12 protein-coding genes are annotated in these 11252 nt (G+C 61.6%); 9 read left to right on the plus strand and 3 right to left on the minus strand.

Annotated elements, in window-relative coordinates:
• Positions 1-90: 90 nt before the first annotated feature.
• A complete protein-coding gene (locus FO013_RS02475; protein WP_260847934.1) occupies positions 91-741 on the minus strand; it encodes a GNAT family N-acetyltransferase in 651 nt (216 codons plus the stop codon).
• Positions 742-881: 140 nt separating this feature from the next.
• Here FO013_RS02475 and gdhA point away from each other — a divergent pair, with 140 nt between their 5' ends.
• Positions 882-2228: an NADP-specific glutamate dehydrogenase gene (gdhA, locus tag FO013_RS02480; RefSeq protein WP_143921013.1), complete on the plus strand. Its 1347-nt coding sequence runs from the start codon at positions 882-884 to the stop codon at positions 2226-2228.
• A 128-nt stretch (positions 2229-2356) separates the two neighbouring features.
• Here the strand turns inward: gdhA and FO013_RS02485 are convergent, their stop codons facing one another.
• A complete protein-coding gene (locus tag FO013_RS02485; protein ID WP_143921014.1) occupies positions 2357-2872 on the minus strand; it encodes a flavin reductase family protein in 516 nt (171 codons plus the stop codon).
• Between the two features lie 31 nt (positions 2873-2903).
• On the opposite strand from FO013_RS02485, the gene FO013_RS02490 reads away from it, so the two are divergent.
• Complete coding sequence (locus tag FO013_RS02490) at positions 2904-3158, plus strand: DUF3039 domain-containing protein (RefSeq protein ID WP_096160529.1); 255 nt, start codon at positions 2904-2906, stop codon at positions 3156-3158.
• Positions 3159-4940 (plus strand): DEAD/DEAH box helicase, encoded by a 1782-nt coding sequence (locus FO013_RS02495; RefSeq protein ID WP_143921015.1) that lies wholly within the window; start codon positions 3159-3161, stop codon positions 4938-4940.
• Positions 4941-5051: 111 nt separating this feature from the next.
• Here FO013_RS02495 and FO013_RS02500 read toward each other — a convergent pair whose 3' ends face one another.
• On the minus strand, positions 5052-6371 hold the full coding sequence (locus FO013_RS02500; RefSeq protein ID WP_143921016.1) for a nicotinate phosphoribosyltransferase: 1320 nt from the start codon (positions 6369-6371) through the stop codon (positions 5052-5054).
• Positions 6372-6423: 52 nt separating this feature from the next.
• Here FO013_RS02500 and clpS point away from each other — a divergent pair, with 52 nt between their 5' ends.
• From clpS to FO013_RS02530, 6 genes are all read left to right on the plus strand, one after another.
• On the plus strand, positions 6424-6729 hold the full coding sequence (clpS, locus tag FO013_RS02505) for an ATP-dependent Clp protease adapter ClpS (RefSeq protein ID WP_143921017.1): 306 nt from the start codon (positions 6424-6426) through the stop codon (positions 6727-6729).
• Positions 6730-6732: 3 nt separating this feature from the next.
• A complete protein-coding gene (locus FO013_RS02510) occupies positions 6733-7308 on the plus strand; it encodes a DUF2017 family protein (RefSeq protein WP_143921018.1) in 576 nt (191 codons plus the stop codon).
• The gene (locus tag FO013_RS02515; protein WP_143921019.1) at positions 7305-8126 is read left to right on the plus strand and encodes an MBL fold metallo-hydrolase; all 822 of its coding nucleotides are present in this window, start codon (positions 7305-7307) and stop codon (positions 8124-8126) included. The genes FO013_RS02510 and FO013_RS02515 overlap by 4 nt, the downstream gene beginning before the upstream one ends.
• A gap of 108 nt (positions 8127-8234) precedes the next feature.
• A complete protein-coding gene (gene rph, locus FO013_RS02520) occupies positions 8235-8957 on the plus strand; it encodes a ribonuclease PH (RefSeq protein WP_143921020.1) in 723 nt (240 codons plus the stop codon).
• On the plus strand, positions 8954-9559 hold the full coding sequence (gene rdgB / locus FO013_RS02525; protein ID WP_143921021.1) for an RdgB/HAM1 family non-canonical purine NTP pyrophosphatase: 606 nt from the start codon (positions 8954-8956) through the stop codon (positions 9557-9559). Before rph ends, rdgB begins: the two co-directional genes overlap by 4 nt.
• 181 nt (positions 9560-9740) lie before the next feature.
• Positions 9741-11243 carry an ABC transporter substrate-binding protein gene (locus FO013_RS02530; RefSeq protein WP_143921022.1) on the plus strand — a complete coding sequence of 501 codons (1503 nt, stop codon included), beginning with the start codon at positions 9741-9743 and terminating at the stop codon, positions 11241-11243.
• The last annotated feature ends 9 nt before the right edge of the window (positions 11244-11252 follow it).

The raw sequence follows: 11252 nt of genomic DNA on the forward strand, positions 1-11252 counted from the left end.
TGCCGTGGTGTGGGGTTTGTTGGGGGTTGTCTCGTGTGTTGTGGGGTGGCCCCCTTTTTTTGTTTTCGTGTTCGTGGTGTGGGGTAGTGCTCAAGTGTCGAGTCCCAGGAAACGACGAACCACCTCGGCGCCGGCGACCGCCACTGGATCCGGCCCCCGTACGATGTCCGAGGCTGCCAGAATCACGTGGTGTTCGGGGTGAGCGAGCCCGTCCTGTGCGATGGTGGTCTTGACCCCGTTGGGGGAGTACCCGAGCTTCTCTGAGACTCTGCGGCTCGCATCGTTTCCCTCGAAATATTCGGAATGAAAAGCGGTGGCATCGAAATGATCGGCAAACGCCGTAACGACAGCCCTTCGCATCTGAGTGCCGTAGCCGTTGCCCTGCTCGTGCAGGGCAAGCCACGATCCTGTCGAGACTGACTGGGTGCGGACGAAGTCTTTTGCACTTACTCCCTGTACACCGACAACTCGACCGTCGATCCTGGCGGTGAACTCAATCGTCCAGTCATCGACTCGGAAGTTCGCTCGTGTGTTCCATTGATATTGTGCGATTGACCGTGCTATTTCTTCACGAGAACCCGAATCCCAATTGATGAGAAAGGCTGCTATGCCGTGCCTGCGTACACCGCCGTCGGCGATGACGGCTAACTCCGGATAGTCGGACTCGCGCACCGGTGACAATTCCATAGCGCCGCACGTGATTCTCAGGGCAAAAGGCGGCCAGACATCTTCTAATTCCATATGTCGAGTCTAAACTCGTAATGGTTTCGGCAACGCGAATTTCCGAAACTCGCACTATATCAAATGTGCGCGACGACACTGTAGTGTCCATTATTCGGGCGTATCAGCTCATGTTATGCGGCTCACGGTAGGTTGATCCCATGAGCTTACATCCATCACTGCAGCCAATCTTCGACACTGTGCTCCATCGCAATCCTGGAGAGTCGGAGTTTCATCAGGCGGTACAGGAAGTTCTCCATTCCCTGGGCCCTGTCGTTGACAAACACCCCGAATACCTCGAACTCTCAGCGTTCGAGCGCCTCTGCGAACCAGAGCGCCAGATCATCTTCCGGGTGCCTTGGATCGACGATCAGGGAGTCGTGCAGATCAACCGAGCATTCCGTGTTCAGTTCAACTCTGCTCTTGGCCCCTACAAGGGCGGTCTGCGTTTCCACCCATCGGTGAACCTGGGAATCGTGAAGTTCCTCGGCTTCGAACAGATCTTCAAGAACGCCATCACCGGTCTGCCCATCGGCGGCGGCAAAGGTGGCTCGGACTTCGACCCGAAGGGGCGCAGCGACCTCGAGGTCATGCGCTTCTGCCAGTCATTCATGACTGAGCTCTCCCGCCACATCGGCGAATACCGTGACGTCCCGGCTGGTGACATCGGGGTCGGCGGTAGGGAAATCGGCTATCTGTTCGGGCAGTACAAGCGGATGAAGAACGAGTACGAAGCTGGGGTTCTCACCGGCAAGGGTCTGTCCTATGGCGGCTCCATGGTCCGCACCGAGGCAACCGGCTTCGGCGTCGTGTACTTCCTTAAGGACATGCTCGCAGCAGCTAAGAAGAACATTGACGGACGCACTGTTTCGATCTCAGGATCGGGCAACGTCGCTGTGTTCGCAGCAGAGAAGGTCGAGGCCTTCGGCGGTACCGTCATCACCATGTCCGATTCCGGCGGGTTCATCCATGATCCTGATGGTATCGATACGGAGATCGTCAAGCGCATCAAGTTCGAAGAACGCGGTCGGATCTCCGAATACGTCGACGAACGCGGCGGCCGTGCCAAGTACTACGAAGGCGGCAACGTCTGGGACATCGAGGTCGACGTCGCGCTTCCCTGCGCTACGCAGAACGAACTCGATGAGGAGTCGGCGAAGACTCTCGTGCGCAATGGAGTCATCGCCCTCGCAGAAGGCGCGAACATGCCCTGTACGCCAGGTGCGGTGAGGACCTTCTCCGAGGCCGGTGTGCTCTTCGCCCCCGGCAAAGCGGCCAACGCCGGCGGCGTGGCCACCAGCGCATTGGAAATGCAGCAGAACGCCAGCCGCGACACCTGGGACTTCGACTTCACTGAAGCTCGTCTGGCCGAGATCATGGGAGATGTGCACGACAGCTGCGCCGTTGCGGCCGCGGAGTTCGGTTCACCCGGTGACTACGTCGCCGGGGCCAACATCGCTGGCTTCATCCGGGTCTCTGAAGCGATGCTCGCACAGGGCGTCGTCTGACCTCAGCGACAAGGCGCAGACAGCGTCCGGCAGCAAGCAGCGCACCGCGGCCCTCCGACTCTCAGACAGCTTCGCCCGAAGCCATCAAGAGTTCGGAGGGCCGCTGTCGTTGTCCTAGGTAGCTTGGGTCAGCGGGGCCCGATCGATCCGTAGGCCTTGCGCCACCTCAGCAGCGGTTTGTCCTTGCTGCTGTTCGCGCCGGCTCCCAAAGATACGACCTCCCCGACGACGAGGCTGTGTGTTGCCACTTCGAGGACCTCCGTGGTCCGCAGCTCGAACCACGCGATCGCATTCGTGAGCACAGGCTGACCCGAATGGGGTGCGGGAAATGTATCGATGCCTTTGAGCGAACCGTAGAGAGGCTGTCCTGACGCGCCCAGGCGTTCGGAGATGTCTCGCTGTGATGAGTTGAGCAAGGAGATGGCGTAATGTTCACTTGTCTCCAGCGTCTCCATCATGCGGGACCCGCCATAGATGCTGACTGCCATCGTCGGCGGATCATAGGACACGTCGAGGAACGAGTCGACGGTGATCGCGTGCAGGGCATTGCCGCGTTTGGCGGAGATCACAGCCACTGCGGCGGCAATATCGTCGCTGAGTTCGCGATAGCGTTCTGTGAGAGAATCCTCGTGAGTTCTGTCCATGGCACTCATTCTAGGGAACTACAATGGAGCCATGACCTATCCAGCATCAGGTGGTTCAGCAACAATCGAGCGTGAGCAGTCCGAACAACTTGTTGAACCCGGAGACCACGAACGTTTCAGCCACTACGCACCCAAAGACAAGATCATGGAATCCATGGTCACGGGCACACCGCTGATTGCCCTGTGCGGAAAAGTGTGGGTGCCTACGCGAGACCCCGAGCGGTTCCCCGTGTGTCCGCGTTGCAAAGAGATCTACTCCACCATGTCTGAAGGACCCAAGGAGTAAATGGCCGCGGAACGTCTCCCAGGGACATCCGCCGCCGAACAACTGCCACCGGCCTTTCCCGAGCGTGCTGCTTGGGGAACGGCCGGAAAGTTGCGCGCCTGGCAGGCTGAAGCCCTGGAACAGTACTTTCGGGATCAGCCGAAGGATTTTCTCGCGGTTGCGACACCGGGCGCAGGCAAGACGACATTCGCTCTGCGAGTCGCCGCCGAGCTGTTGGCTCAGCGCGTCGTCAACAGGGTCACCGTCGTCGCACCCACAGAACACCTCAAGGTGCAGTGGGCTGATTCCGCCTCCCGCGTCGGCATCAAACTCGACCCGCACTTCAAGAACGCCCAGGGCAAGCATGCCCCCGGCTATCACGGTGTGGCCATCACCTACGCGCAGGTGGCCGCAAAACCGGTGCTGCACCACAACCGCACTGCGGCAGGCCGCACCCTCGTCATCCTCGATGAGGTCCACCACGGAGGCGACGCACTGTCATGGGGCGATGCAGTACGGGAGGCGTTCGGCCCCGCTGTGCGCAGGCTTTCCCTGACCGGCACCCCTTTCCGATCGGATACGTCACCGATCCCATTCGTCACCTATGCTCCGGACGAGAACGGCATCCGCACCTCGGTGGCCGATTATTCCTACGGCTATGGGCGCGCGCTCAAGGACTCCGTCGTTCGTCCCGTCCTGTTCCTCGCCTATGCCGGTGCCATGTCCTGGCGGACCCGGGCCGGTGATGAGATGTCCCACGTGCTCGGCGAAGAGACGACGAAGGACATCAACTCCCAGGCGTGGCGGACTGCTCTCGACCCCGGTGGCGACTGGATCCCAGCCGTGCTCAAAGCAGCAGACCGACGACTGACAGAGGTCAGGCGGACCGTGCACGACGCCGGAGGCCTCGTCATCGCCACCGACCAGGACAACGCTCGAGCCTACGCCAAGGTGCTGCGCGAACTTACGGGCGAAGCACCCACGGTCGTCCTCTCCGACGAAGCAGGAGCTTCGGCACGGATCGAGGAGTTCCAGAACTCCACCGACCGATGGATGGTCGCCGTCCGTATGGTCTCCGAAGGCGTAGACGTGCCGCGACTGTGCGTGGGGGTCTATGCGACCTCCTCGGCGACTCCGCTCTTCTTCGCTCAGGCCATCGGACGTTTCGTGCGTGCACGCAAACGCGGTGAGACGGCCTCTGTGTTTTTGCCCTCCGTGCCGATCCTCCTTGCCCTGGCCAACACGATGGAAGTTGAACGGGACCACGCCCTCGACCGGCCGAAGAATGAGGACGAGAACGATGTCGTCGTCTTCGACGATCAGGCCATGGAACAGGCGAATCGTGAAGAGGGGGCCTCGGACCAGTTGGGCTCGTTTGAGGCACTGGGCGCCGAGGCGCTCTTCGACCGGGTGCTCTTCGACGGCGGCGAGTTCGGCACAGGCGGAGCGATCGGCTCCGAGGATGAACTCGACTTCATCGGCATACCCGGACTGCTGGAACCCGACCAGGTCCACGAACTGCTGCGGACCCAACAGGCGCGTCAGGCGAAACGGAAGACGGATGCGGCACCGCCGGCACCAGAACCCGAGATCAGCGAACTCGACCACCGGGCGATGAAAGAGGAGCGCAACCAGCTCCAGAGCCTCGTCGGTGCCTGGTCGCGCCGCACGGGAACACCACACGCGACAGTCCATGTCGAGTTGCGCAAAGCGTGCGGTGGTCCCGCAGTCGCACAGGCGACCCAGGTACAGATCCAGGCTCGGATCAAGAAACTGCAGGGCTGGTTCGTCGGCAAGAAATGACGCCTGACCGACTCTCTGGGGAGATCTCAGGTCAGACAGGCCGACCTCAGCTCAGACGAGTGGATCTGGAGTGCGACATGCCGACCTCAGCTCAGCTGGGTCCGGCCCCGGTCATTTGGGATAGAAGACTGTGGGGATCGCCGGTTCGCCGTCCTGCATGCGACGGGCCGAACGTGGCAGCTCGGCCAAGGACTCATCATGTCGAGCGCAGGCCTTCGTGACTCCCGCGGCACCGATATAGGACTCGTCGATCTCACCGTCGACGACGAGGTCAACAGTCAACGATCGGCCATCGCCGAGATCGTCCGGCAGAGTCGGGATGCCGACGGCCTCTTCGACCGCGATCGCACCATCGATGAGGCGCAGAGCGTCCTTGTGTCCTCCGCGCGAGGGTTTGCCGATGGAATTCTTCGCCACCGAGGTCCATGCCCCCGACTCGTCGGCACGAGCCACGAGCTTGTACACGAGCCCGGCGGCCGGAGCACCCGAGCCGGTGACCACTCGAGTACCGACGCCGTAGGAATCGACGGGGGAGGCAGCGAGAGCAGCGATCGCATATTCGTCGAGGTCGCTGGTGACCGTGATCGTCGTATCATGAGCGCCGAGGCGGTCGAGGCCTGCACGGACTTCGCTGGCCTGCTCGACGAGGTCGCCCGAGTCGATGCGCACCCCGCCCAGGTTCTGCCCGGCCAGGCGCACAGCCGTGGCCAACGCCTCCTCGACGTCGTAGGTGTCCAGGAGCAGCGTCGTGTCGGTACCCAAGGATCTGAGCTGAGCGGCGAAGGCCTCCTGCTCCGAATCGTGGAGCAGAGTGAAGGAATGAGCAGACGTGCCGATCGTGCGCAGGCCGTACCTGAGTCCGGCGGCGAGATTCGACGTCGAAGCGAAACCACCGATGACGGCCGCGCGCGCAGCGGCGACCGCGGCATGTTCGTTGGTGCGGCGACCACCCATCTCCGCGCAGGGCCGATCTCCTGCAGCCTGGGCCATACGCGAGGCCGCCGAGGCGACCGCACAGTCATAGTTCATCGCCGAGAGGATGAGCGTCTCGAGGATGACCCCCTCCGCGAAGGTGGATTCGATCGTCATCAGCGGCGAACCCGGGAAGTAGATCTCGCCCTCAGCGTACCCGCGGATGCTGCCGGAGAAGGAGTAGTCGGCCAACCAGTCGATGGTCTTCGAATCGACGATCTGCTCACGGCTGAGGAACGAGAGCTCCTCGTCGCCGAAGCGGAAGTCCCGGAGCATCTCGAGGATGCGGCCAGTGCCGGCAACGACTCCGTAGCGCCGACCGGCAGGCAGGCTGCGACCGAAGACTTCGAACAGGCTTCTGCGGTGAGCGGCGCCTGATTCCAGGGCTGCCTGGACCATCGTCAATTCGTACTGATCGGTGTAGAAAGCCGTCGAACCGGACCGTGTGAGATCACTCATAGGCGCGATACTACGTCACGACAGCGTCAGTGTTCTGCCGTATGGTGGAAACGTGAGCAATCCAACGACTCCAGTTCTGGAGCCGGATGTCGACATTCGACCGGCGACAGAACAAGCAAAGCCATGGAAGACCGTCGTCTTCAACGACCCCGTCAACCTCATGAGCTACGTCAGTTACGTCTTCCAAGCCTACTTCGGATATTCGACGGAGAAGGCGCATTCGCTGATGCTTGAAGTCCATGAGAACGGTCGCTCTGTCGTTGCCACAGGCGGACGTGAAGCCATGGAGAGGGACACCCAAGCCATGCACGAGTACGGTTTGTGGGCCGCGTGCCAACCTGAAACAGGATCCGACTGACACATGGCAGCAATTGACGCTCGTGGGGACGATGTCGTCCTCAAACTCGAGGACAACGAACGATCCCTCATGCTCACCGTATTCACCGACCTGGCAGCACTCCTGGCAGAAGACGACAATGAAGACGGCCGTCCCGATTCCGAGAACTGGGAGGCACGCCTGGGGCTAGTCGACCGGCCACGGCCACAGGACCCTGCGCTGCTGCGCCTCTTCCCCGACGTCGACCCCCTCGATGAGGAACGATCGCAGGAGTTCCGGCGCCTCACTGAGTTCGACCTCCAACAGGCGAAGGCTCATAACGTGCGCATCGTCCTCAACGGTCTGGCCAAGGGCCCCTCGATCGCTTTGAGCCATGATGAGGTTCTGGCCTGGATGAAGGGCCTCAACGACCTGCGCCTGGTCCTGGCCGTTCGCATGGGCATCGACACGGAGGAGGCTCAAGAGGAGAAATATGCTCACCGCGACGACCTTGATGAGTCCGAAGATCTGACACTGACCCTGTACGACTTCGTGACCTGGATTCAGGACCGACTCACCACTACCTTGCTCAGCGATCTGCCGGGGGACGACGACGAATGAAACTCACTGCCATCGGCACGGCCGGCTCTTTCCCCGGGCCCAACGCGGCAGCCAGCTGCTATCTCATCGAAACCGAGGAGCAATCACCGACGCGCATCGTGCTCGACCTCGGTTCCGGGGCATTGAGCCCCTTGCAGCGCGCCGTCGATACGGATGGGCTGACCGCGGTCGTGCTCAGCCACCTGCACCCCGATCACTGCATGGACATGACTGGGCTGTACGTCAAACACTGCTACGACCCGAAGTTCTTCAACGGCAACGTCTCCGACACCGGATCGATCCGCACGAGGACGAACGTCCTCGCTCCGGCCGGCGCACAAGAACGACTGACCCGGGCCTACTACACGGACCCCGGGAAGTCCCCAGTCGCCGCCAGCGCGCATGACACTGACCTCAGCCATGCCTTCGACTTCGCTGACCTCGACCACGGGACCAGCCATCAGGTGGGAAGCCTGCAGATCGAGTCCTTCCTCGTCGACCACCCGGTTGAGGCCTACGCCCTGCGAATCACAGACGCCAAGGGCTCGGTGATCACCTATTCCGGTGACAGCGACGAATGCGACAACCTCGTCGACGCGGCCCGTGGAGCAGACCTGTTCCTCTGCGAAGCTGCCTTCCAGGAAGACCGCGACAGCGCTCGCGGCATCCACCTCACCGGCAAACGTGCTGGACGAGTCGCTCAGGCCGCAGATGCCAAATCCCTCGTCCTGACTCACATTCCCTCCTGGACGGACTGCTCCATCGTCCGTGGCGAAGCCGCCCGCGAATACCGTGGGCCCATCGAACTGGCCAAACCGGGCAACAGTTGGACCGTGTGACACATCGCGGCGATCTACGCCGACGGGTCCGCTGAAAGACCAGCCTGAATTCCCACAGACCAGACCAGATCAGCAAAGATCAGCACCGACTATCGAAAGAGGCACACAGTGCGCGCAGACGGACGAACCGCCGATGAACTCCGCGAAGTGACCATCACCCGAAATTGGATCAACACCGCCGAAGGATCCGCCCTCGTGGAATTCGGCAATACCCGCGTTCTGGTTGCGGCTTCGCTGACCGCGGGCGTGCCGCGTTGGCTCAAGGGGCAGGGTCGAGGCTGGGTCACAGCCGAATACGCGATGCTGCCGCGCGCCACGGATTCGCGCAACACCCGTGAATCCGTCAAAGGCAAACTCGGCGGACGCACACATGAGATCTCCCGCCTCATCGGCCGGAGCCTGCGAGCTGTCATCGACCTCGAGAAGCTCGGTGAGAACACCCTCGTCCTCGACTGCGACGTCCTCCAGGCCGACGGCGGCACTCGAACTGCATCGATCACGGGCGCCTACGTGGCACTGGCCGACGCGATCGACAAGGGGCGTTCAACGGGCATCATCCCGGCCGCGAACAACCCGATCAAGGATTCGATCGCCGCGATCAGCGTCGGCATCATCGACGGTGAGCCCGTCCTCGATCTGCCCTACGTCGAAGACTCGCGTGCCGATACCGATATGAACGTCGTCATGACCGGCAGCGGACAGTTCGTCGAGGTCCAGGGCACCGCCGAAGGTACCCCCTTCGACCGTGAGGAACTGGGCCGCCTGCTCGATCTCGCAGCCAAGGGCTGCACCGACCTCACCCGCATCCAGACCGAGGTACTGGGCAAATGACCACCTTCGTGCTGGCCACCCACAACGACGGGAAGAGACGCGAACTCCTCGCGATCCTCCTTCCCGCATTGGGGGAGGACACCCACGTCATCACCGCCGCCGAGGCGGGTCTCGGCGACATCCCGGAAACCGGAGTCACCTTCGCAGAGAACGCCCTGATCAAGGCCCGTGCCGCAGCGCAGGCCACCGGCCAGACCTCCATCGCCGACGATTCAGGGATTGCCGTAGACGTTCTGGGCGGGGCGCCGGGAATCTTCTCCGCCAGATGGGCGGGCCGACACGGGGACGATCGGGCCAACCTCGAGCTTCTGCTCGCCCAGCTGTCGGACATCTCCAGCGAACATCGCGGGGCGCAGTTCCGCTGCGCCGCCGCAGCAGTCACCCCCGACGGCCGCGAATTCTCAGCCGAGGGAGTCATGCCAGGACGTCTGGCCACGAGCCCGTCGGGAGAGCACGGGTTCGGCTATGACCCGATCTTCGTACCCGACGGGGGCGACATCAGTGCGGCGCAGATGACACCCGAGGAGAAGAACTCCCGGTCACACCGGAGGGTCGCTTTCGACAAGCTCGCAGCAGTCCTCGCCGCACAGACAGGGCTCTGAGGCCGGCTCATCGAGCTCCGGACAGCTACCGGAGTCTGCTCGTCCGCTTTTCCACGATATGAATTCCGGCGCTTTCGCTGGTGAGAACTTCAGCTAAACTGGCGATGTCGGTGCACATCTGTGCAACAACCGGTCAGAGAAGACGAATGAACCAGTGTGGGTTCGTGAATTTGGGAGAGCGATGAAGACTCCGCGTGTCAGTTCGTGGATGGCAGCCGTGGTTGCCTCGAGCCTGTTCCTGGCAGGCTGTTCGGCGGGAGCTTCGGACTCCGGCGAGCAGGCGAAGAAGGACTCGATGACCATCGCCTTCACCGCTGAACCCGTCAACCTCGACTTCACCTCCACCTCAGGGATCGCCATCCCCGAGGCACTGATGGAGAACGTCTACGAATCTCTCGTCCGCGTCGACGGTGAGGGAGAGATCCAACCGGGCCTGGCCGAGGACTGGGACGTGTCCGAGGACCGCAAGACCTACACCTTCCATCTGCAGAAGGGGGTGAAGTTCTCCAACGGCGCCGGCCTCACAAGCGAGGACGTGAAGTTCTCCTACGAACGAGTGCATAACGATTGGAAGAACGCACTGAAGTCCAAGATGGACGTCGTTGATTCGATCGAGACTCCGGATGACCTCACCGTCAAGATCTCACTCAAGAAGCCCTCGAACACGTGGCTTTTCAATATGAGCAGCCTCGTCGGAGCCGTCTTCGACACCGAAGGCACCGACGATCTGGCTAACGAAGCCATCGGCACGGGACCCTTCGCCATCGAGAAGTTCAGCCGCGGTCAGTCGATCGACTTCGCAGCACGCGACGACTACTGGGGTGAGAAGCCGGCAGTCAGCAAGGTCCAGTTCAAATACTTCAAAGACGCCGTTTCGGCCTCGAATGCCTTGAAATCCGGAGAGATTGACGTTGTCTCCAATCTCCAGGCCCCCGAACTGGCCGGCGAATTCCAGAGCAGCGACTACCAGATCATCTCCGGCACCACGAACGGTGAAGTCGTGCTCTCAATGAACAACGCGAAGGGCATCTTCAAAGACAAGAAGGCGCGCGAGGCGGTCATGCATGCCATCGACCGCAAGGCAGTCCTCGACACCGCCTGGGCCGGCTACGGAGAGCTCATCGGTTCAATGGTTCCGCCGACAGACCCGTACTATGAGGACCTGACAAAGGTCTGGGACTACGACCCGGCGAAGGCGAAAGACCTCGTCAGGGAAGCCGGCATCGAGGGGGAGACATTCGCCTTCACCGTGCCGAACCTGCCGTATGCGAAGGCGATCTCCGAGATCGTGTCCGCACAGCTTGCCGAGGTCGGACTCAAAGCCGACATCGAGACGCAGGAATTCCCCGCAGTCTGGCTGGACAAGACCTTCACCGAGCACAAGTTCGACATGTCGGTGATCAACCATGCGGAGCCCCGTGACATCCTCACCGTCTTCTCCAACGACTACTACATCGGCTACGACGACTCGAAGACCAAGAAGATCGCGGAGAAAGCTGACACCGGGACAGAAGAGGAATATGTCTCAGGGATGAAGGAGATTGCGAAGACGATCACCGAAGACGCAGCCTCGGACTTCCTGTTCCTGTTCCCGAACCTCGTCATCGCCAAAGCCGAGGTCGCCGGAATCCCCGCAAACAGGGTCTCCGACTCATTCCGGATCGCGGATCTGAGTTGGAACTGAAGTACCCTC

This window comes from Brevibacterium aurantiacum, assembly GCF_007558825.1.
Taxonomy (GTDB): domain Bacteria; phylum Actinomycetota; class Actinomycetes; order Actinomycetales; family Brevibacteriaceae; genus Brevibacterium; species Brevibacterium aurantiacum_A.

Excerpts from the sequence above, each read along its gene's own strand:
- gdhA (WP_143921013.1), top strand. The coding sequence starts at position 882 with ATGAGCTTACATCCATCACTGCAGCCAATCTTCGACACTGTGCTCCAT.
- FO013_RS02515 (WP_143921019.1), top strand. The coding sequence starts at position 7,305 with ATGAAACTCACTGCCATCGGCACGGCCGGCTCTTTCCCCGGGCCCAAC.
- FO013_RS02510 (WP_143921018.1), top strand. The coding sequence starts at position 6,733 with ATGGCAGCAATTGACGCTCGTGGGGACGATGTCGTCCTCAAACTCGAG.
- FO013_RS02485 (WP_143921014.1), bottom strand. The coding sequence starts at position 2,872 with ATGGACAGAACTCACGAGGATTCTCTCACAGAACGCTATCGCGAACTC.
- FO013_RS02500 (WP_143921016.1), bottom strand. The coding sequence starts at position 6,371 with ATGAGTGATCTCACACGGTCCGGTTCGACGGCTTTCTACACCGATCAG.
- FO013_RS02530 (WP_143921022.1), top strand. The coding sequence starts at position 9,741 with ATGAAGACTCCGCGTGTCAGTTCGTGGATGGCAGCCGTGGTTGCCTCG.
- FO013_RS02495 (WP_143921015.1), top strand. The coding sequence starts at position 3,159 with ATGGCCGCGGAACGTCTCCCAGGGACATCCGCCGCCGAACAACTGCCA.
- rdgB (WP_143921021.1), top strand. The coding sequence starts at position 8,954 with ATGACCACCTTCGTGCTGGCCACCCACAACGACGGGAAGAGACGCGAA.
- FO013_RS02475 (WP_260847934.1), bottom strand. The coding sequence starts at position 741 with ATGGAATTAGAAGATGTCTGGCCGCCTTTTGCCCTGAGAATCACGTGC.
- FO013_RS02490 (WP_096160529.1), top strand. The coding sequence starts at position 2,904 with ATGACCTATCCAGCATCAGGTGGTTCAGCAACAATCGAGCGTGAGCAG.